Consider the following 21,410-nt stretch of genomic DNA (forward strand, 5'->3'; position numbering starts at 1 on the left):
AGTCCTTCGCGCGGGTCTGTGGTCTGGTGGTCGGCAAGAATGGGGGTGGGGATGGACCGGCGGAGGTCAGCGCGTGCCGACCGCCGCACGGACCGCTCGGCGCGCCATCCCTGCGTCATCGTGCAGACGGCGGAGCAGCAGCCGCTGCTCCTCACCGGAGGACAGGGCGCCCACCGCCAGCGGCTGGGCCGGGGCGGTCGCCAGCATCGAGCGCTGCACCGCCGTCTCGGACATCCGGATCTCCCGCGTCAGCACCAGCATCAGGTTGACCAGGAAGGCGTCCCGTGCGACCGGTCCGGCCGACTGGGCGAGCCGGCTGATCTGGGCGCGGGCGGCCGGGGCGTCGCCCAGTACCGTCCACAGGGTGGCGAGGTCGTAGCCCGGCAGGTACCAGCCCGCGTGCTCCCAGTCGAGGAGTACCGGACCGGCGGGGGACAGCAGCAGGTTCGACAGCAATGCGTCACCGTGGTTGAACTGCAGGGGTGTGCCCGACAGTTTCACTCCGTGCAGCAGCTTCTGCAGGTCGCCGAGATCGCGGTCGGTCAGCAGGCCCAACTCGTAGTCGCGGGCGATTCGCCGGGCGTAGTTCATCGGGGTGCCGAACAACTCCGACGGCGGCCGCCACTGGTTGACCCGGCACACCGCGCCCAGCGCCGCCCGCAGGTCGACCCGCGGCGGCGGCTCCACCGGGTGCCGCTGCAGGGCCGCGACCCGGCCCGGCATCCGCTCCACCACCAGCGTGCAGTTCTCCGGGTCGGCGGCGATCAGCCGCGGCACCCGGACCGGGGGGCGGTGCCGGACGAACGTCCGGTATGCCGCTATTTCGTGCCGGTAGCGCTCACGCCACTCCGGTGAGTGATCCAGTAAAACCTTCGCGACGGCGGTCATCCGCCCGGTGGTCCCCACGAGGAGGACCGAGCGGCCGCTGCGCCGCAGTACCTGCACCGGCGCGAACTCCGGACAGATCCGCTGCACCGAGGCCAGCGCGGTGCGCAGTTGCGCACCCTGCGGCCCCGAGAGGTCGATTCTTCCGCTGACGGGCTGCGACCCGATACCGGGCATCCGCCGCGCCCGCACGGCGGCCTGTGCCGGGCCGAGCGGGCGGGCGGGGTCGAGGTAGGGGCCGCCGCCCGCCGGGAGCGTGCGGTGCGACCGGACCGGTGCGGACACGGAGGACGTTGCTGCGTACATGGTGATACGGATCCCTTCGTGCGCCGACGAGTTGCGTACGCCGCCCCGCCGGACCCCGTCTTCACCCTGGGGAGTTCCGCCGGTGACCGGGGCGGGGAGGCGCATTCCTACCTGACACCCGGCGCAAGGTGGCGAACCATCGGGCGTGCCCTGGCGAAGCCTGGCGAATAGTCGCTGGGCATCTGACGGCGGGCTACTGTCAACTCAGCCGAGAACCTGGGGGCTTGACGTGAGCAAAGGTCCAAACACCCGCTTGAACGACCTGTTCGGCCTGGCCGGCTGGTCGAAAGGCGAACTGGCGAGGATGGTAAACCGGCAGGCGGCGGCCATGGGCCACCCCCAACTGGCCACCGACACCTCGCGGGTACGGCGCTGGATCGACATGGGGGAGAGCCCCCGCGAGCCGGTGCCCACGGTACTGGCAGCACTGTTCACCGAGCGGCTCGGTCGTGTCGTGACCATCGAGGACCTCGGGTTCGTACGGCAGCGGCGCACCTCCAGACGGCAGCCGGACGGGGCTCGTGAGAACCCCGACGGAATGCCCTGGGCGCCCGAACGCACAGCCGCGGTCCTCACCGAATTCACGGGAATGGACCTCATGCTCAACCGTCGCGGTCTGATGGGCGCGGGTGCCGTGCTCACCGCCGGCTCCGCCCTCAGCAACGCCATGTACGACTGGCTCCACACCGACCCCGCCGCCGCCAAGGAGGCCCGGGACTTCGGGGACTCCTTCCAGGCCGACCCGGCGGGATACGACCGCTACGAAGCCGCCCCGATCGGCTCCCAGGAGATCGAGGCGCTGGAGCGCTCCGTCGAGGTGTTCCGGGCCTGGGACGCCTCCAGAGGCGGCGGACTCCAGCGCAAGGCCGTCGTCGGCCAGCTCAACGAGGTGGGCGGGATGCTCGCCTACCACCACCCCGACCACCTTCAGCGGCGGCTGTGGGGGGTGGCGGCCAACCTGGCGGTGCTCGCGGGCTGGATGTCCCACGACGTGGGTCTCGAACCCACGGCGCAGAAGTACTTCGTCATCGCCGCGCACGCGGCCCGCGAGGGGGGCGACCGTCCGCGCGCGGGCGAGGCGCTGTCCCGCGCGGCGCGCCAGATGGTCCACCTCGGCAAGCCGAACGAGGCCCTGGACCTGATGAAGCTCGCCCAGTCCGGCTCGGGCGAACAGACCCTCCCGCGCACCCGCGCCATGCTGCACACCATCGAGGCCTGGGCGCAGGCCGCCATGGGCAAGGGCCAGGCCATGCGTCGCACCCTGGGCGAGGCGGAGGAGTTGTTCGTCTCCGACAAGGGCGACGTGCCGCCGCCGAGTTGGATGCAGCACTTTGACGAGGCGGACCTGCACGGCATGCAGGCCCTCGCGTACCGGACTCTGGCCGACCACGACGCCGCGGCGGCGCCGATCGCCGCGCGCCATGCCAGGGAAGCCCTGCGGCTGCGCGGCGACGGCTACCAGCGTTCGCAGATCTTCGACTACATCTCCATGGCCTCGGCCTGCTTCATCGCCGACGAGCCGGAACAGGCCGACCGCTACGCGCGCCTCGCCCTGGTGTCGATGAACGAGACGTCCTCGCACCGTACCTGGGACCGGCTGCGCGAGATGTACCGGCTCACCGCGCAGTACTCCGGGTACCCCCGCATCGAGGACCTTCGCCAGGAGATCAAGCTGGCCCTCCCCGACACCCCGGCGTCGCACGGCGCGCGCGGTACGAAGGTGTAGCCCCCCGAGCCGGTTCCACGCCGGCCGGCTGCGCGTCCGTGTACGCGCCGGTACCGCACACCGTGTACGGCCACCGCGTCGTCTTGGTCTGTACGTTGCATACGTCGTGTACGTCGGGTTTGGCGTGCACGGAGACGAAAAAGGCCGCGCCTTCCGGCGCGGCCCTGAAGCCCTCAAGCCCCGAGGCCCGGACGGCAGGCGGTCGTTACCCGCCGACCCGGGCGACGAGCACGCAGGCGTCGTCCTCCCGCTCGCTCTCGCCGAACTCCTCGATCACGATCCGTACGCAGTCCTGCGCCGACCGCGCCGCCGCGAACCGCGGCGCGAGCGCCAGCAGCCGCTCGGTACCGTCCGCCCGGCTGAACTCGATGCTGCGTGGGGTCAGCCCGTCCGTGTGCAGGACCAGCAGGTCGCCCACTTCGAGTCGTTCCTCGGCCTGCCCGTACGAGGCCCCGGAGGTCGCACCCAGCAGCACACCCTCCGGCGGCGCCAGGGAGCGGCCGGACCCGCGGCGGAACAGCAGCGGGGCCGGGTGGCCGGCCTGCGCCCAGGACAGGACGCCGCGCGTGGGGTCGTAGCGGCAGCACACGGCCGAGCCGAGAGCGGGCTGTACGGAGGTCTCCAGGAGCTGGTTGAGCCAGCCCATCAGCGGGCCCGGCTCGATCCCGGCCATCGCCATGCCGCGCAGGGCGCCCAGCATCATCGCCATGCCGGAGGTGGCGGTCACCCCGTGACCGGTCAGGTCGCCGACGGTCAGCAGTGAGCGTCCGTCGGGCAGTTCGAGGGCGTCGTACCAGTCGCCGCCGATCAGGGCGCTGGTCGCGGACGGCAGATAGTGCGCGGCCACGTCCAGCGCGCCCGCGCTGCTGTACGGGAACCGCAGGGAGCCGCGCCACGGGGGGAGCACGGCTTCCTGCAGCTCGACCGCCAGCCGGTGCTCGGTCTGCGCGATCTCCCGCTGGCGCTGCAGCGAGTCACGGGACTCGCGCACCGCACGCTGGCTCCGGCGCAGTTCACTCACGTCCCGCAGGACGGCCCACATGGAGGCCGTACAGCCGTCGGAGTCGAGTACCGGCTCGCCCCTCATGTGCAGCGTCCGGACCCGGCCGTCGGCCCGGACGATGCGGAACTCGCCGTCTATCGGCTTGCCGTCCACCAGGCAGGCGGTGACCCACGCGGTGAGCAGCGGCTGGTCCTCGGAGAACAGGGTGGAACCCAGTTCGTCCAAGGGGAGCGCGCCGGCCTCCGGGGAACGGCCGAAGATCTGGAACAGTTCGTCGGACCAGTTGACCTCGTCGGTCAGCAGATTCCACTCGGCGCTGCCGACGCGGGTGTGGGCCTCGGGCCCGGCCTCGGGGGGAGCCTGTGGGAATTCGACGTTCTCGGGCACCGGCGGCAGACCCTCTTTGAGCTGGTCGAGATGCTCGCGGAGGTCGTCGAGGTGATGGACGGCGAGATCGCACAGCGCCCTCTGCCAGCGGCCCTGGGCGTCGTCGTCGTCCACGACGGTGTCGCGGCGGACTGCGTCCACCTCGCCCCGCAGGCGCCGGGTCTGAGAGATCAGCGCGTCCACCGACCCCGGCTCGGGCGGTTGCGCGGGACGGTCCGCGAACAGGTGGGACGGCATGAGAACTCCGATACAGGCGCGGCACGGCCAAGTCTGAAGGAAGGACCGGTAACGACTGTTGCACAGGCGGCGACAGCGTGTAAGGCGTTTGGCAACATCCGCTACGTCCTTGCTTCCGGCATATGCCCCAGGCCTTCGAGGCCGCCTTTCGTGTACGAACGAATCCGGCCAGGGGGCCTGAAGGCGGCGGCTCCGGCACCTGCCGTTCGAGGGCGGAACGCCGGGGAGAGGCGGCCGGAAACCGGCCATCCCGCCGACGTGGCTCGATCGTACGGACGAGCTGTACGAGGCGGCCCCGCCGCCGGACTCGGGCATGTCCCGGATCAACGCGGCTCCCCGCGATACCCCCGAACGGAGGACTGCCCGCCAGGGGCCGACGGCAGCGGGCCTTCCCAGCGCGCCACCCGATCGCTACTCTACGTGCCGGTAACAGCCGGGGGAGGTCCGCGCGGGCGGACCCGCACAGCGTGGGGACACACCAACATGGCCGGGCAGAACCACGCCACCGGGCAGAGCCGCCGGTCCTTCCTCACCTACCTCGTGGCGGCGCCGACCCTCGCCCTCGTCACCCGCGCCGGCGCCGACGCGCTCGCCCCGCAGAGCGCCCACGCCGTGGTGCCCTCCCTGCCGGCCATCGCCGACGTGATCGACCTCGGCGACCTCTTCATCCTGGCCGGCGCCCCCACCTCCGCCCTGCTGGCGCTCGCCGTGGAGGCGGACGGGACCATCCGCTTCCGCCTGCCGCGCGAGGAGGTCGGCCAGGGTCTCACCACCGCGGTGGCCATGCTGGTCGCGGAGGAGCTCGACGCGCCCCTGGCCGACGTACGCGTGGAGTTGGACGACGCGCGCCCCGAGCTGCTCTTCAACCAGCTCACCGGCTCCTCCAACTCGATCCGCTCGCTCTACGGGCCGGTCCGCCAGTGCGCCGCCACCGCCCGGGCCCGCCTCGTCGCGGCCGCCGCCCGCCGCTGGAGCCTCCCCCCGGCCTCGCTCACCACCGCGAACGGCTCCGTCCGCGCTCCCGACGGCCGCACCGCCGACTACGGCAGCCTCGCCGCGGCCGCCGCCGACCCCGGCCTGACCGTGCTCGGCGCCGGCCCCAAGAAGACGGCGGAGCACACCCTCGTGGGCAAGCCGACCAGCCGCGTCGACGCCCGCGCCATGGTCACCGGCGCCCAGCAGTACACCCTCGACCTGGACGTGCCCGGCGCCCGGCCCTGCGTGGTGCGCCGCCCTCCCACCCTCGGCGGTACCGTCCGCACCGTCACCAACCTCGCCGCCGTCCGGGCCATGCCCGGTGTGCTGCACGTGGTGACCGTCCCGACCGGGGTCGCCGTCGTCGCCGAGACCTTCGGGCAGGCCATCACCGCCAAGTCCGCCCTCCAGGTCACCTGGGGGCCCGGCCCCGCCGACCAGCTCTCCGACGCCCAGATCCGCACCAGACTGCGCGCCGCCACCCCACCGCTGCTGGTACCGCCGCTGCTGACCCCGTACGTCGACGCCGAATTCGACTTCGCCTTCGTCAGCCACGCCCCGATGGAGACCAACTCCGCCATCGCCGACGTACGCGACGACCGGGCCGAGATCTGGTCCGGCCTCAAGTCCCCGATCGTGGCCCGCCAGAGCATCGCCGCCGACCTCGGCCTGCCGGTGGACAAGGTCACGGTGCACGTGGTCCAGGCCGGCGGCTCCTTCGGCCGGCGGCTCTTCTTCGACGCGGCCCTGGAGGCCGCCCGGATCTCCAAGGTCTGCCGCCGCCCGGTCAAGCTGATGTGGACCCGCGTGGACGACACCCGGCACGGCCGGATGCGCCCCGCGACCCACCACAGGATCCGGGCCACCCACCTCCTGGGCGAGGTGCTCAGCTTCGAGCACCGCGTCGCCGCCGCGGAGACCGACTTCCGGCACGGGCTCGGCGAGATGATCACCGCGACAGCGGCGAGCCTGCCGCTCGGCATCGGGAACGCCACCCTGGCCCAGACCCTGTTCCTGACCACGGTGAAATCCCCCTACCACTTCGGGCTCACCACCCAGACGCTCACCGAGGTGCCGACCGGCATCCCCACCGGCTCCTGGCGTTCGGTGTACTCCGCCAACACCCGGGGAGCCGAGGAGATCGTGGTCGACGAACTCGCCGCCCGGACGGGCCGCGACCCGTACCGCTTCCGGCGCACCTTCCTGAAGACCGGCGCCCAGCGCGCGGTACTCGACAAGGTGGCGACCGAAGGGCACTGGGGGCGGCCGATGGAGGCCGGCTGTGCGCAGGGCATCGCCTTCCACGAGGAGTACAAGTCCCGCACCGCCTGCCTCGTCGAGATCGACACCCGCGACCCGGAGCACGTCCGCGTCACCAAGGCGGTCATCGCCGTGGACGTGGGCCTGCCGGTCAACCCGCGCGGGCTGGAGGCCCAGATGATCGGCGGCCTCACCGACGCCATCTCCACCACCCTGCGCGCCGGCCTGCACCTGGACAAGGGGCTCCCGCTGGAGGGCAGTTACAGCCAGTTCCACTGGGCGCAGCAGCGCGACACCCCGCGCGACGTGCGGGTCTTCGTGCTGCCGGCCACCGGCGAGGAGCCCGGCGGCGCGGGCGAGCTCGGGGTTCCCGCCGCGGTCGGCGCGATCGCCAACGCCTGGGCACGGGCCACCGGTTCCACACCGCGCAGCTTCCCCCTCGACTTCGACGTCGACTTCACCCCCTACCCGCGCTAGTCCGCCCGATCCAGGAGTACGCCGTGCCCTCGCACACCTTCACCGTCAACGGGCGGAGCGTCACCGTGGACGCGCCCGACGACCTGCCCCTGCTGTGGGTCCTCCGCGACATCCTCGGCGTCCGGGGCCCCAAGTACGGCTGCGGGGTGGACGTCTGCAAGGCCTGCACCAGCCATCTCGACGGCGCCGACGTCCGCCCGTGCGTGGTGCCCGTCTCCGCGTGCGCGGGGAAGGCGGTCACCACCATCGAGGGGCTGGCGAACGGGGACGAGCTGCACCCCGTGCAGGAGGCCTGGCTCGAACAGGACGTCTCCCAGTGCGGCTTCTGCCAGCCGGGCCAGATCATGGCGGCCGTCGCGCTGCTCAAGCGCACCGACGATCCCACGGACGAGGACATCGACGCCATCGCGAACATCTGCCGGTGCGGCACCTACTTCCGCATCCGGGAGGCCATCCGCAGCGCGGCGCGCAAGATGTGAGCGCGGCGCAAGATCTGAACGGCGGCGCGCAAGATCTGAACGGCGGCGGATCCCGGTGCCTCCCCCGTGGGCACCGGAATCCTGCCGCTGTGGCCAAACCTATGCGGGCGGCGGGCCGTGCGCAGGGTTCGCCGTGCCCAGTGACCGGGCGACACGGGTATCACTGCGCACAGTGTGCGGCCGGTGATTGAATGCCGCCGTGCCCGTGTCCCGGTCCGACGACGTCCTCAGGCTCCACCGGCTCGCCCACGCCGGGGGATCGGCCGCGCTGCTGGAGTGGCTCGCCGCCCGCCTCGGCGGATGGGCCGGGGTGGTGGACGCCGAGGAGGGGCGGGGGCCGCGGACCGCCGTGCGCGGCGCCGCCGAGATGAGCGCCCGCGGTGTGCGGTCGGCCGTGCTGCACGGATCCGGCTCCGCCACCCTGCTCTTCGCGCTGGACGGCGGCCGCGCGCTGGCCGCCGTACTGGACCAGCCGCACGACCCCGGCGCGCCCGCCCTGCTCGCGGACGCCGCCGTACCGCTGGCCCTCGTGCTGCGTGCCGAGGAGGCCGCGCGGCGGGAGGAGCGGGCCGCGCTCGCCGAGGCGCGGGCCCGCGAGGCCGTGCTGCACCTGTTGATGAACGGCCGGCTCTCCACCGCCCACCAGATCGCCGAGGCGCTGGGGCCCGCGCTGCCCGAGCCGATGCGCATGTACGTCGTCGAGTGCCGGACCGGTCAGCGCGCCGAGGTGGCCCGGCTGTGCGCGGAACTGACGGGTGGCCGGGCCTGGATCGTGCGCTGCCCGGTTTACGTACGCCACCTCATCGTGCTCGTCCCGGCCGGTCCGGCGGCGGTCTCCGCCGACGACGACCCCCTCGCCGGTGCGCTGGTGCAGGTGGCCCCCGAGTGCGCGGTCGGCGTCAGCGGGAAGGTGTTCCTGCGCGAGGCCCCGGCCGCCTACACCCAGGCCTTCCACGCCCTGGCCGTCGCCCGGGGCCGAGGCGAGCGGCACGCCCGTTTCGGACCGGGGCCCGAGCTGGCGCTCGCCGCCCATGAGGCGGGGTCCGCCTGGGCCGAGGCTCTGCTCGCGCCCCTGCACGCGCACCGGCCCCGGCGCCCCCAGGACCCCGGCGGGCAGGAACTACGGGCCACCGCCCACGCCTGGCTGAACTTCACCTCGCACACCACGCGGCTGCTGAAGATCCACCGCAACACCCTTGCCGCCAGGCTCCGCCTGGTCGAGGCGCTGCTCGGCCTGGACCTCGCACGACTCGGGGACCAGGCGGCGCTCTCGCTGGCCCTGCGGCTGACCCCGGGTGCGCGGTGGGCGGAGGGCGCGGACACTGCGGCGGCGGCCCCCGATCTCGACGCGGTGCTGCGCGATCCGCGCCTGACGGCCTGGGCCCGTACCCAACTGGGCGGGCTGACCGGACCGCAGGCCCCGCCGGGCGCCCGCGACACGGTCCGCGTCTGGCTGGCGCACGACGCCCGACTCGTCCCGGCGGCCGCCGCCCTGGGCGTCTCCGTCCCGGGCGCCCGCAAGCGGCTGACCCGCATCGAGGCGCTGCTGGAGCGCTCCCTGCTGCAGTCCCCGAGTGCCCGGCACGACCTGTGGCTGGCGCACCGGGCGGAGGAGCTCGCCGGGTGACACAAGCCTCGAAAGGGGTGGTGAGCGCATGAAATGGACGATCATGCCCCAATGAGGCGTATCAATGCGAAACGCGTGCTGGTCGGCCAACCCCTCGACAGCGCACGCCTGGGCGAGACCCTGCTGCCCAAAAGACTCGCCCTGCCGATCTTCTGCAGTGACCCCCTCTCCTCGGTGGCCTACGCCACCGAGGAGATCCTGCTGATCCTGGCCCTCGGCGGCGTCGCACTGCTCCACCTCACCTGGTACGCCGCACTCGCCATCGTCTTCCTGCTCATCGTGGTCGTCGCCTCGTACCGGCAGACCTGCCACGCCTACCCCGGCGGCGGCGGCGCCTATGTCGTCAGCTCGGAGAACCTCGGGCAGAGCGCCGCCCTCACCGCGGCCGGCGCTCTGCTCGTCGACTACGTGATGACCGTCGCGGTCTCCGTCGTCTCCGGCGTCTTCGCCATCACCTCCGCCGTGCCCGCCCTGGACGACCACGAAGTGGCCCTGTCCGTCGCCTTCGTGGTGCTGGTGACCCTGATGAACCTGCGCGGCGTACGGGAGTCGGGCCGGGTCTTCGCCATCCCCACTTACGGCTTCGTCCTCGTCATCTACGTCATGTTCGCCGTCGCCGCCGTACGGCTCGGGACCGGCGACACCATCCGCGCCGAGTCCGCCCACCTGCCGATCACCGCTGAAGGCACCTACACCGGCATCGCCCTGGTGTTCCTCGCGATGCGCGCCTTCGCCTCCGGCTGCACCGCACTCACCGGCGTCGAGGCGATCAGCAACGGCGTCCCCGCCTTCCGCAAGCCCAAGGCCGGCAACGCGGCGGCCACGCTCGCCGCGATGGGCGTCCTCTCGGTGACGATGTTCATGGGCATCACCGCACTCGCCATGTCCTACCAGGTGCACGTCGCCGCCGACCCCACCGAACTGGGCCTGCCCCCCGGCACCGCGACCTCCACCGCCCTCGCCCAGATCGGCCGCGCCACCTTCGGCAGCTGGCACTTCCTCTTCTACCTGCTGCAGGCCGTCACCGCGGGCGTGCTGATCCTCGCCGCGAACACCGCCTTCAACGGCTTCCCGATGCTCGCCTCGATCCTGGCCAGGGACCGGTACGCACCCCGCCAGCTCGCCAACCGGGGCGACCGGCTCGTCTACTCCAACGGCGTCGTACTCCTCGCGCTCGCCGCCATCTCCCTCATCGTGGCCTTCGACGCCGAACTGACCCGTCTCATCCAGCTCTACATCATCGGAGTCTTCGTCTCCTTCACCCTCTCCCAGTCCGGCATGGTCCGGCACTGGAGGAGGGAACTCGCCTCGTCCGCCACCCCGCGGGCGGAGCGCGTCCACATCCACCGAAGACTCGCCATCAACGCGGTCGGCGCCGCCCTGACCGCCCTGGTGCTGATCATCGTCCTGATCACCAAGTTCACGCACGGCGCCTGGCTGGTCGTCATCGCCATTCCGCTGCTCTTCCTCGGCATGAAGGGCGTACGCCGCCACTACGACCAGGTGGCCCGGCAGGTCGCCGTCGCCCCCGACGCCACCCCGCGCAAGCCCGCCCGCCACCACGTCCTCGTCCTGGTCGCCGCCGTGCACGCCCCGACGCTCAAGGCCATCGGCTACGCCCAGGGGCTGCGCCCCGACACCCTGACGGCGGTGACCGTCGCCGCGGACGAGTCGGAGGCGACCCGTCTGCGCGAGACGTGGGCCGAGCACGACACGGGCCTCGCGCTGAAGATCATCCACTCGCCGTACCGCGAGGTGGTGGGCCCGATCCTGGCCCACGTCGAGGAGCTGGCCGCCGACTCCGCCACGGACATGCTCTCGGTGGTGATCCCCGAGTACGTCGTGGGCCACTGGTGGGAGCAGCCTCTGCACAACCAGAACGCTCTGCGGCTGAAGGCGCGCCTGCTGTTCACACCGGGCGTCGCGGTGATCGACGTGCCGTACCTGCTGGAGTCGGCGAAACCCGCGGTGCCGGCGCGGCAGGACGGGTAGGCGGCTGCGCGGCGCCCCGCTGGAGCACCGCCGCGTGCGCCAGCGCCAGTTCCACCACGTGCCGCGGGTCGGAGAGGGAGCGGCCGGTGAGCTGCTCCAGACGGCGCAGCCGGTTGGAGACGGTGTTGCGGTGGCAGTACAGCCGCTGCGCGGCGTACGTCGTCGAGCCCTGGCAGGTCAGCCAGGTGCCCAGGGTCGTCAACAGCGTCCGCCGGTCCTCCGCGGGCAGCGCGAGCACCGGGCCCAGCACCACCTGGCGCAGCCGGCCGGCCAGTTCGGCCTGCGCCGCGATCAGCGCGGCGGGGAGCCGTTCGTCCAGCAGCGCGGTGGTCGGGCCACCGGATTCAGGGGCGGCGCGCAGGGCGAGGGCGGCCAGCCGGTGCGCCGCGGCGAGTTCGCCCGGCGCCCCGACGACCGGGCTGACCCCGGCACGCACCCCGAGTGGCGCGAGCAGTTCCCGTACGGATTCCAGCGGATGGGGGCCCAGTTCCACCAGGCCGGTCTCCCCTTCGGCGCGGATCCGCCACAGCACGCGAGGAGCGGACGCGGCGCCGGGTCTCTCGGGCGGGCCGGCGGTCGTGCCCGAGCCGCCGGAGGCCGCCACGACCACCGCGAAGCGGCCCCGTTCCGGCAGGCCCAGCTGGGCGGCCGCCTCCGAGGCCGTCGGCCCGTCCGTGGCGGCGGCGCCGTCCAGCAGGACGTCCAGCAGTGCCGCGCGGCGCTGCCGGTCCCGGTCGGTGTGCGCGGCCTCCGTGCGGCGGTACGACTCCGTCACGGCGTCCGTCATCTGGTCCAGCACGTCCCACAACACGGTCGCGCTCGGCAGCAGCCGGGGCAGCGCCGTCCGGTCGTGCGCGGCCACGGCCTCGGTGAGGGTCTGCCAGAGCAGCCGGCCACCGTGGCGGTAGGTGCGCAGCAGGGAGGTGAGCGGCAGCCCCTGTTCGGCGCGGAGCGCGCCGGTGGCCCGGGCGTCGGCGAGCTCCACCGGGAGGCCGCGGGAGCTGCGGACCAGGCCTTCGACGGCCTGGCGGAGGTTGTGGTGGATGCGCTCGCGCAGCTCGGCCCGGCCCAGCAGGGCGGCGTAGGCGGGGTCTTCGGTCAGCGTCCGGTCGGCGAGCCGGTCCGCCGCGACGGCGATGCGCCGGGACAGGTCCTCGCGTATCTCCTCGATGATCCGCTCCATGACGGGCAGCCTGACACGGGGAAGGGGCCGGTGGGGAGGGGGCGGTGGGGACGAGACGGCGGGGACCGATGAGGCGGGGGCGACGCGGAACGGCCTGCCGGAAGGGCGGTGGAGGGGAGCGGCGGGCGGGCCCGGACCGGGCGCGTCCGCTACCGTGAGCGAAGCACTGCACCTGCAGTGCTCCCATCGTATGCCGCACCCACCCCGAGGACCCGCCATGCGCCAGAATCCGCAGCGCCGCGCCGCGCTGCTCGACGCCGCCATCGAAGTCCTGGCGCGGGAGGGCTCGCGTGGCCTGACGCTCCGGGCAGTGGACGCGGAGGCGGGGGTGCCCACCGGCACCGCCTCGAACTACTTCGCGAACCGGTCCCAGCTGCTCGTGCAGATCCTGCACCGCACCCGAGAGCGGCTGGTCCCGGACCCCGCGGACCTGAACGGCCCGCTGGACACCAAGGTGCTGCTCGGACAGCTCGTGGACCGGATGCGGCGCGAGCGCAGCGTGCACATCGCGATGCTGGAGCTGCGGCTGGAGGGCACCCGCCGCCCCGAACTCCGGGCGGAACTGGCCGGGTTCCAGGGTGCCGAGCTGGAGGCGAACGTCGCCTGGCACCTGGAGTCGGGGTTGCCCGGCGACCGGCGGGGCGTGGTCCTGCTCTACCTTGCGATGCTGGGGCTGATCGTGGACGACCTGACCGCTCCGGCGACGCTGGCGGCCCACCCGGTGGAGGACCTCATCGAGACGATGATCGAGCGCCTCCTCCCGCAGGGGTCCGCGGACTGACTGTCGTGCCGGGAGGGATTCACCGGCATCGCGGGGAGACTGTGGAGGGTGCAGACGTGGCGTACCGGCCGTCCTGGAGCACCGCTTCGGGCCGGCCCTGCCGCGCCACCCGATCGAGGACGCCCCGCTCCCCGCGTACGAGACGTGCACGCGAGGGGCCCCGGGCATTTCTCGCCGTCCGGGCAGGTATCCGGTGATCTTATGCTCAGGTTTACGCGAGTCAGCTGGTTTTGCGGCCGGTGAGGGACTTTGATGGGTTTGCCAGGCCTCGTACCGGAGCAGGGGGAGTAACCATGGGCACCGACCACACTCAGAAGGACAGCACACCCACCCTGATCGGTTCCGTGCAGCGCGCTCTGCGCCTCGTGGAAGCGATGTACGCGGAAGGCGGGGCGACGGCCAAACGGCTCGCCCGGGTCACCGGGATCCCCCTGCCCACCGTCTACCACCTGCTGCGCACCCTCAGCCACGAGGGCTATGTCCAGCGCGAAGGCGGCTCGTTCCGCCTCGCAGACGATCTCCCCCTCGCCTCGTGATCAAATAGCGACGCGTTCCGGCCAAGGTCTTACCCGCTTCTCGGCATGTTCCAGCGGAAAATGCCAGAACGCCCTTTCGGCCTGCGGAACTTGAGTAAGTTCCCTCCTGTCGCGCCGTACGACCGTGCACCCAGCACGTCCGGCCGGGAGGGGAGCCCGCGTGCCCGGGATCGACGAATGCCTGCTCGAAGCCATGGCCCTGCCTGGTGCGCGGGGGGCCGCGCTGGTCGACTGGAGCAGCGGACTGGCCCTCGGCACCGCCGGGGACTCGCCCGTGGGCGACCACGAGACCACCGCCGCCGAGACCGCAGAGCTTGCCCGGGCGGCCGCCGAGTACGAGTCCTTCGCCCCGTCGGAGCCTGCTCCGGCACACGGCGGCGGAATGGTCCCCTCCCTCGGTGCGTCCGCCGGCCAGGCGGCCGGCCCTCCCGTCGAGGACCTGATCGTCACCACCCGCACCGGCTACCACGTCCTGCGCTTCGTCGAGACGAGCTTCGACAGCAGCGTCTTCCTCCACCTCTGGCTCGACCGCGCCGACGGCAACCTCGCCCTCGCGCGCCACAGACTCCGGGCCCTGGCCGAGGGGCTGGTGCTCAGGTGACCACCCAGGCCACGGCTGCTCACACCTTCGCCGCCGTCTCCCCCCTCCTCACCCGGCTCGCCGCGGAGCGCGCCACCGGCGCCCTGCTCCGCGACCGCGGCACCCTCTTCCTGGAGGACGGCCGCGTCGTCCACGCCGAGAGCCCGGCCACCCCCGGCCTCGACGTGCTGCTCACCACCGGCGGCGGCCTCGCCCCCGAGCGCTGGCGCGAGGCCGTGGACCGGGCCGGTGCCCGCCGCCAGGTCGCCCGCTTCCTCGTCGACAGCGGCGGGCTCGCCGGCGGCGAGCTGGAGATCTGCCATCTCGCCGCCATCTTCGACGCCGCCTTCTTCGCCCTGTCCCCAGGCAGCGGACCCTCCCGGTTCCGCCGCGGGGCCACCCACTGGATCGGCTCCGTCCGCTCCGTTCCGGCCGCCGCCGTGGAGCGGGAGACCCAGCGCCGCCGGGAACTGCTCGACGCGGTCTGGCCGTACCCGCTGCTCGACACCGCCCCCGTGATACCCCGGGCGGCCGCCCCCGGCCAGACGGTCACCGCCCGGCAGCGGCTCCTGCTGGGCCAGGCCGACGGCGTGCGCACCCCGGCGGACCTCGCCTGGGTGCTGGGCCGGCCCGCCTTCCACACCCTGCTCGACGTACGACGCCTCGCGGCGGCCGGGCTGGTCGACACCCCGCACACCCCGCCGCCGCCCCCGGCACCCCTGCCCGACTGGATGACCCAGGCCCAATCCCCGGACGTGGCGCTGCTCCGCCGGTTACGCGACGCACTGGAGGCAAGCCTGTGAGGCTCCCGCTGCGACCGGCCCTGCGCGCCGACCGCTCCGAGCGGAGGCAGCCCGAAAGGAGAAAGGCCGACATGAGTACCGTGCCCCCCGAGGCGGAGGCCGAGATACTCGCCGAGCTCCGCAGGCTGCGGGCCCGGGTACCCCAGCTCACCGGCGCCCTCGCTGCGAGCGCCGACGGCTTCGTCCTCGCCCAGGACAGTGCGGCCGCCGAGGCCGAGACCGTCGCGGCACTGACCGCGGCCGCCCTCGGGGTGGCCCAGCGACTCAGCGACAGCACCGGCCAGGGAGCGTTCCGCGAACTGCTGGTGCGGGGCGAGGACGGATACGTGGCCACCTACGCGGCGGGCCTGGCGGCCGTCCTCACCCTGACCGCGGAGCCGCGCGTCAACGTCGGGCGCCTCCACCTGGAGGCCCGGCGCTCCAGCGTCCGGATAGCCGAACTGATCGACCACACCCTCGGGAGGCGGGGCCCCATCGCCCCGCCCGGGTGATCCGCGGATGAGCCCGCACCACGACCCGGCCACATCCGCGGCTCCCTCCCCCACCACGACTACAGACAGTCACCATCGCACCACCGAAACGAGAAGAGGAACCTCTCATGGTCAATGTGGACACCGCCCTCAAGGAAGCCACCACCGTCATCGAGGGCGCGATCGGCGCCGCCCTGGTCGACTACGGCAGCGGCATGGCCCTCGGTACCATCGGCGGCGGCAAGGAGCTGGACCTCGCGGTCGCCGCGGCGGGCAACACGGATGTGGTGCGCGCCAAAGTCCGCACGATGGAGATGCTCGGCATCAAGGACGAGATCGAGGACATCCTCATCACCCTCGGCGGCCAGTACCACCTGATCCGACTGCTGAAGGGGCGCGGTTCGTCGGGCTTCTTCCTCTACCTGGCCCTTGACAAGGGACGGGCCAACCTCGCGATGGCCCGTCACCAGTTGAAGAAGATCGAAGCCGAGCTGGAAGTCTGACCGGGGTCACCCCGCCGGGCGCGGTCAGGCCGCGTCGCACCGCAGCGTCGAAGTGGCGGACGGCTGAATTCTTTGCCGTCCGCCCCGGCGATCAGTCGCGTCTGCCCCATATGGGCGGAGTTTATGACTCTGTTACAGAGTAAGATGCTGTGAGCTGATCATCGATAAAGCATAAAACGCTGGAGATACCGCCACCCATGCCCCCGCGCCTGAGCATCGTCGTCCCCGTCTACAACGTCGAGCTCTACCTCGACGAGTGCCTGGAATCCATTGCAGCGCAGACCTTCGACGACTTCGAGGTCATCCTCGTGGACGACGGGTCCACGGACACCAGCGCCGTCATCGCCAAGGCGTTCGCCGCCCGGGACAAGCGCTTCCGCGTCGTGATGCAGGAGAACGCCGGCCTCGGTGCCGCCCGCAACGCCGGCGCCCGCCACGTCCACCCGGACAGCGAGTACCTGGCCTTCGTCGACAGTGACGACACCATGCCCGACTACGCGTACCAGCGCCTCATCGAGGCGCTCGACGAGACGGGTTCGGACTTCGCCGGCGGCAACGTCAAGCGCTTCCGCTCGGTCGGCATGAACCAGTCGTGGGGCCACCGCGCCGCCTTCGCGAAGACGCAGCTGAAGACCCACATCTCGAAGTTCCCGGCGCTGGTCACCGACCGCACCGCGTGGAACAAGGTCTACCGGCGCAGCTTCTGGGACCGGCACGGTTTCCAGTACCCGGAGGGCATCCTCTACGAGGACGCCCCGGTCAGCATCCCCGCGCACTACTTCGCCTCCAGCGTCGACATCCTCAGCGACTGCGTCTACCACTGGCGCGTCCGCGAGACCGGCGAGCGCTCCATCACCCAGCGCTCCACGGACCCGGTCTCCCTCATCGACCGCGTGAAGTCCGTCCGCCTGGTGCGCGAGTCCCTCAAGGCCAAGCAGGGCGCCAAGTACGCCCGTTACCTGCGCGACTACGACTACAACGTGCTGAGCGAGGAACTCCCGCTCATCTACAAGTACGTCGGAGAGGGTGGCGCCGACTTCCGCGCCGCGTTCGTCAAGGAGGTCGGCGGCCTCGTCCGCGAGATCGGCACCGGCCCCTGGTCCGACCTGACCGTCGCCGACCGGCTCAAGGCGTACCTGGCCGGCGAAGGCCGCGTCGAGGACTTCATCGCCCTCCAGGACCACCAGCGCGACTACCACTACAGCGTGCCCGTCAAGGGCCTCGCCCGCCCGCAGGCGGACTACCCCTTCCTGCAGGGCCGCCCGCCCGTCCCCGCCAAGATCCTCACCCTGGGCCCGCGCGAGCGCCGGGTCGTCAGCCGCCTGGAACAGGCGGCCTGGGCCGACGGCAAGCTGCTGCTGCGCGGCTACGCCCTCCCCGGCCACCTCGGCGCGGAGAGCCGCCTCGGCTCGCGCAAGATGCTGGTCTTCCGCGAGGGCGGCAAGCGACGCCGCTCCGTCGTCGGCACCCGTACCGTCGCCTCCCCGATGGCCACCGTGAAGTCCCCGCACCTCGCACTGCGGCACGCCGACTGGGCCGGCTTCACCGCCGTCGTCGACCCCTCGATCTTCCAGTCGGGCGGGAAGTGGCACGAGGGCATATGGACCACGTCCATCGCCGTCACCGGGGCCGGCGGCCTGCACCGCGCCCGCCTCCGCGGCGGTGAGCACGACACCGGCCAGAACCCGCCCCCGCACTGGGTGGCCCCCGACGTCCGGATCATCCCGGCCGTGTCCGGCGCCCTCACCATCCAGGTGGAGATCGTCCGCGCCCGCGCCCTGGACGTCCACCCCGCCGGTGACGACGCCGTCGAGATCACCGGTGAGCTCTCCGCCGAGGTCGGCGCCGCGTCCGCACTGCAGGCCGTCCACGTCTCCACCGGGGCCGTCCTGACCTTCCCGCTGGAGACCGGCGCGGCAGGCTCCGGCCGGATCCCGTTCACCGCCCGCGTCCCGCTGGCCGAGCTGGCCGCCGTACCGGATGCCGAGGTGGATCCCGGCGAGTGGGCCCCCGAGCCGTGGAGCCTCTCCGTGCTCGGCGCCGACGGCACCGAACACCGCCTGGCCCACGACGAGCGCGGCGGCTTCAACGGCCTGGTGGTGCCGCTGCCGGGCGAGGTCACGGGCCGCACCCTCTTCGCCAAGCGCGGCAACACCGGACACCTGACCCTCTCCGTGCAGCCCTCCCCGCCGCTGATCGACGAGGTCACGGCTGAGGACGGCACCCTGACCCTGCGGGGCCGGTTCGTCGCGCCGACCGACGAGCCGTACGAGCTCGTCCTGCACGACGCGCACGGGGTGGAGTTCAGCTACCCCGTCACCCGCGACGGGGACCGCTTCGAGACCACCTTCCGGCCCGTACCCCCCGAGACGTACGCCGGCCGTACCGCGCTGCCCGAGGGCCGCTGGTGGCCCACGCTGCGCCCGGCCGCCCAGGGCGGAACCACCGCAGGCCTGCTCGGCATCGACCGCGGAGCCCCCGTGCAGATGGGCCCGGGCCTTCTCTTCGCCGGACCGCATCCCTTCACCGCGCAGGGCCGCCGGATGCGGGTCGAGACACGCTTCCACGACCGCATGGTGCTGGTCGCCGACCCGCTGCTCAGCCCGCACGACCGCTCCCGGTTCGCCCAGCGCGTCGTACGGTTCGAGACCTATCCGGCGCAGCGCGCCCTGCCGGTCAAGGACGTCGTCCTCTACGACACCTTCCAGGGGAACGGCGCCGGCGACTCGCCCCGCGCCATCCACGAGGAACTGGTGCGCCGCGGCGAGAAGCTGGAGCACGTCTGGCTCGTACGTGACGGCCGTGCCGAGGTCCCGGCGACCGCCCGCGCCGTGCAGCACGACAGCCTTGAGGCCTGGGAGCTGCTGGCCCGCGCCCGCTACTACGTGACCAACGACAACGTGCCGCGGCGCTTCGAGCGCCGCACCGGCCAAGTCGTCGTCCAGACGTGGCACGGCACGCCGATCAAGCAGATCGGCCACGACTTCGTGCACGACTACTACACGAGCCCGGAGATCCTTGAGGGGCTGGCGCACGACAGCGCCCAGTGGTCGCTGCTGGCCTCCCCGAGCTCCTACGCCACGCCCGTCCTCAAGCGCGCCCTCGGCTACGACGGCGAGGTCGTCGAGTCCGGCGCGCCGCGTACGGACGCGCTCGTACGGCCCGACGCGCAGCGGATCGCGGAGGTCCGGCGGCGGCTCGGCCTGCCCGAGGGCAAGAAGGTCGTCCTCTACATGCCCACGTGGCGCGAGAACTGCGAGGGCTGGTCGGGCGGCTACAAGCTCGACCTGCGGATCGACCTGGACCAGGCCCGCCGGGAGCTGGGCGAGGACCACGTCCTGCTGATCCGTGGCCACCACCACGTGACCGAGCAGGTCCGTGAGGGCGTCCGCGACGGTTTCGTCGTCGACGTGTCACGCTGGCCCGACGCCGCCGACCTGCTGCTGATCGCGGACGTGCTGATCTCGGACTACTCCTCCGCGATCTTCGACTTCGCACTCACCGACCGGCCGATCCTGCTCTTCGCGTACGACCTGGCGCACTACCGCGGCACGCTGCGCGGCTTCAACTTCGACCTGGAGGAGAAGGCGCCCGGACCGCTGCTGGCGGATTCGGCGAGCCTGATCGAGGCCGTGCGGAACGCGGACGCGGTCGGGACGGAGTACGCCGAGGCACGGGCGGCGTTCCGCGCCGAGTTCTGCGACCTGGACGACGGCCGTGCCACCGAGCGCGTCGTCGACCGCATGCTCGCCATGGGCGCGGAGCCCGCGAAGTAGGCCGTACGAGCGCAATTCTGGGCTGAAACAGACCGGCCCCGGGCCCACCGATGAATTTCGGGCCCGGGGCCGGTCTGTATGTGAGGAACGGTATCCACCGTCCCCAACCGGCCTGGAGGCAGAGATGAGCGGCAAGGGTTTCACCACGTGTCTGTGGTTCGACGGCAACGCGGAAGCGGCCGCCGAGTACTACGTGTCCGTCTTCAAGGACGGCATGATCGGGCGGATCAGCCGCTACACGGACGCGGTCCCCGCACAGGCGGGGTCGGTGCTGACCGTCGAGTTCGAGATCAACGGGCAGAAGTTCGTCGGCCTCAACGGCGGGCCGCAGTTCCCCTTCACCGAGGCGATCTCCTTCCAGATCGACTGCGCCGACGAGCCCGAGGCGGACTACTACTACGACACGCTGATCAAGGACGGCGGCCAGGAGTCCGCGTGCGGCTGGGTCAAGGACCGGTTCGGCGTGTCCTGGCAGGTCATCCCGCCCGGTGCCGTCGACCTGCTCAGCGACCCGGACCCGGGGCGGGCCGCCCGGGCGACCGCCGCCATGATGAAGATGAAGAAGCTGGACGTGGCGGAAATGCGCCGGGCGGCCGACGCGGCCTGACCGTCCCTGCCCCCTGCCCGCCTGCCCCCTGCCCGCCTGCCTCCTGCCCACCTGCCCCCGCCCGTCTGGCCGTCCCACGCCATCGGCGACCCGGACGGATGTGGTCACCACCAGTACACGGGGTAGCGGGGGCCGGCGACGCGGGCGCGGGAGAGGGCGCAGCCCGCCAGGACGAGGAGGACGGCCGCTCCCGCGAGGAGCGGCACGAACGTCTTGGGGTCCGGTGTGCGCAGGACGATGACGACAGCGGTCGCGCAGGCCGGGGAGTGGGGTGTGCGCGCGACGGTCATCAGGGCCAGGCCGATCCCGGCCGCCACGGCCGCCACCCAGGGGGAGCTGCCGGCGGCGGCGAGGGCTCCGTAGCCGACGGCGGCGCAGATCAGGTGGCCGGCGATCACACTTCGGGGCTGCGCCAGGGGCAGACCGGGGACGCTGTGGACGATCGCGGCGGATGCGGCCAGCGGCGGTATGAGGACGGGCTCGTGGATCACGGCGCCGATGGCAACCAGGGCCAGCATGACGGCGGTGGCACCGCTCACGCTGTGCAGAGCGGCACTCGGCGCAGGCGGGGCGGGGGCGCGCCCCGCCAGGCGGGGCCACACCCGGGGGCGTGGGCTGTCCGGAGCGTGCGGCGGTGCCTGGAGCGTGGTGGTCGGGTCGCTGCTCAAGAGAATGACAACTTCGGGGGACGGGCCGACGGCCATGGGGCCTGCGGCGGTGAACGGCAGGGGGCGGAGGTGAGCGGCTGCGGCTCGTTCCACTGTGACGGCCCGTGCGATCGGCAGGAGCGGGTGCACCGCGGCGGCCCCGGGTCAGG

At 72.5% G+C, this 21,410-nt stretch carries 17 protein-coding genes; 13 read left to right on the forward strand and 4 right to left on the reverse strand.

Going from position 1 to position 21,410, the window contains the following annotated elements:
- Window positions 1–66 precede the first annotated feature (66 nt).
- Window positions 67–1,191 carry an aminoglycoside phosphotransferase family protein gene (locus ACWGIF_RS21695; RefSeq protein ID WP_453499727.1) on the reverse strand — a complete coding sequence of 375 codons (1,125 nt, stop codon included), beginning with the start codon at window positions 1,189–1,191 and terminating at the stop codon, window positions 67–69.
- A gap of 229 nt (window positions 1,192–1,420) precedes the next feature.
- On the opposite strand from ACWGIF_RS21695, the gene ACWGIF_RS21700 reads away from it, so the two are divergent.
- Window positions 1,421–2,917 carry a DNA-binding protein NsdB gene (locus ACWGIF_RS21700; protein ID WP_453499729.1) on the forward strand — a complete coding sequence of 499 codons (1,497 nt, stop codon included), beginning with the start codon at window positions 1,421–1,423 and terminating at the stop codon, window positions 2,915–2,917.
- 205 nt (window positions 2,918–3,122) lie between these two features.
- On the opposite strand, the gene ACWGIF_RS21705 is transcribed toward ACWGIF_RS21700, so the two are convergent.
- Window positions 3,123–4,544 carry a PP2C family protein-serine/threonine phosphatase gene (locus ACWGIF_RS21705; RefSeq protein WP_453499731.1) on the reverse strand — a complete coding sequence of 474 codons (1,422 nt, stop codon included), beginning with the start codon at window positions 4,542–4,544 and terminating at the stop codon, window positions 3,123–3,125.
- A gap of 483 nt (window positions 4,545–5,027) precedes the next feature.
- Here ACWGIF_RS21705 and ACWGIF_RS21710 point away from each other — a divergent pair, with 483 nt between their 5' ends.
- The 4 genes from ACWGIF_RS21710 to ACWGIF_RS21725 all read left to right on the forward strand — a co-directional run bounded on the left by ACWGIF_RS21710 (window position 5,028) and on the right by ACWGIF_RS21725 (window position 11,354).
- Window positions 5,028–7,256: a molybdopterin cofactor-binding domain-containing protein gene (locus tag ACWGIF_RS21710; RefSeq protein ID WP_453499733.1), complete on the forward strand. Its 2,229-nt coding sequence runs from the start codon at window positions 5,028–5,030 to the stop codon at window positions 7,254–7,256.
- A 23-nt stretch (window positions 7,257–7,279) separates the two neighbouring features.
- Window positions 7,280–7,735, forward strand: coding sequence for a (2Fe-2S)-binding protein (locus tag ACWGIF_RS21715; protein WP_453499735.1), 456 nt, complete (start codon window positions 7,280–7,282; stop codon window positions 7,733–7,735).
- 199 nt (window positions 7,736–7,934) lie between these two features.
- Complete coding sequence (locus tag ACWGIF_RS21720) at window positions 7,935–9,362, forward strand: PucR family transcriptional regulator (RefSeq protein ID WP_453499737.1); 1,428 nt, start codon at window positions 7,935–7,937, stop codon at window positions 9,360–9,362.
- A 51-nt stretch (window positions 9,363–9,413) separates the two neighbouring features.
- A complete protein-coding gene (locus tag ACWGIF_RS21725; RefSeq protein WP_453499739.1) occupies window positions 9,414–11,354 on the forward strand; it encodes an APC family permease in 1,941 nt (646 codons plus the stop codon).
- Here the strand turns inward: ACWGIF_RS21725 and ACWGIF_RS21730 are convergent.
- A complete protein-coding gene (locus tag ACWGIF_RS21730) occupies window positions 11,272–12,537 on the reverse strand; it encodes a helix-turn-helix domain-containing protein (protein ID WP_453499741.1) in 1,266 nt (421 codons plus the stop codon). The two genes, ACWGIF_RS21725 and ACWGIF_RS21730, sit on opposite strands and share 83 nt — an antisense overlap.
- Window positions 12,538–12,754: 217 nt before the next feature.
- On the opposite strand from ACWGIF_RS21730, the gene ACWGIF_RS21735 reads away from it, so the two are divergent.
- The 8 genes from ACWGIF_RS21735 (at window position 12,755) to ACWGIF_RS21770 (ending at window position 20,593) form a co-directional block, all read left to right on the forward strand.
- Window positions 12,755–13,318, forward strand: a complete 564-nt coding sequence (locus ACWGIF_RS21735) for a TetR/AcrR family transcriptional regulator (protein ID WP_453499743.1) — start codon at window positions 12,755–12,757, stop codon at window positions 13,316–13,318.
- 293 nt (window positions 13,319–13,611) lie between these two features.
- Window positions 13,612–13,854, forward strand: a complete 243-nt coding sequence (locus ACWGIF_RS21740; protein ID WP_453499745.1) for a helix-turn-helix domain-containing protein — start codon at window positions 13,612–13,614, stop codon at window positions 13,852–13,854.
- A gap of 160 nt (window positions 13,855–14,014) precedes the next feature.
- Window positions 14,015–14,455 carry a hypothetical protein gene (locus tag ACWGIF_RS21745; RefSeq protein WP_453499747.1) on the forward strand — a complete coding sequence of 147 codons (441 nt, stop codon included), beginning with the start codon at window positions 14,015–14,017 and terminating at the stop codon, window positions 14,453–14,455.
- Window positions 14,452–15,237, forward strand: a complete 786-nt coding sequence (locus ACWGIF_RS21750; RefSeq protein WP_453499749.1) for a transcriptional regulator — start codon at window positions 14,452–14,454, stop codon at window positions 15,235–15,237. The genes ACWGIF_RS21745 and ACWGIF_RS21750 overlap by 4 nt, the downstream gene beginning before the upstream one ends.
- 71 nt (window positions 15,238–15,308) lie before the next feature.
- Window positions 15,309–15,728 (forward strand): roadblock/LC7 domain-containing protein, encoded by a 420-nt coding sequence (locus ACWGIF_RS21755; RefSeq protein ID WP_453499751.1) that lies wholly within the window; start codon window positions 15,309–15,311, stop codon window positions 15,726–15,728.
- Between the two features lie 107 nt (window positions 15,729–15,835).
- On the forward strand, window positions 15,836–16,210 hold the full coding sequence (locus ACWGIF_RS21760) for a hypothetical protein (RefSeq protein WP_453499753.1): 375 nt from the start codon (window positions 15,836–15,838) through the stop codon (window positions 16,208–16,210).
- A 197-nt stretch (window positions 16,211–16,407) separates the two neighbouring features.
- A complete protein-coding gene (locus tag ACWGIF_RS21765; protein ID WP_453499755.1) occupies window positions 16,408–19,986 on the forward strand; it encodes a bifunctional glycosyltransferase/CDP-glycerol:glycerophosphate glycerophosphotransferase in 3,579 nt (1,192 codons plus the stop codon).
- Between the two features lie 124 nt (window positions 19,987–20,110).
- A complete protein-coding gene (locus ACWGIF_RS21770) occupies window positions 20,111–20,593 on the forward strand; it encodes a VOC family protein (protein ID WP_453499757.1) in 483 nt (160 codons plus the stop codon).
- A gap of 104 nt (window positions 20,594–20,697) precedes the next feature.
- Here the strand turns inward: ACWGIF_RS21770 and ACWGIF_RS21775 are convergent, their stop codons facing one another.
- Window positions 20,698–21,195: an HPP family protein gene (locus ACWGIF_RS21775; protein WP_453499811.1), complete on the reverse strand. Its 498-nt coding sequence runs from the start codon at window positions 21,193–21,195 to the stop codon at window positions 20,698–20,700.
- Window positions 21,196–21,410: the final 215 nt, after the last annotated feature.

The sequence above is a fragment of the Streptomyces sp. NPDC054849 genome (genome assembly GCF_053610945.1).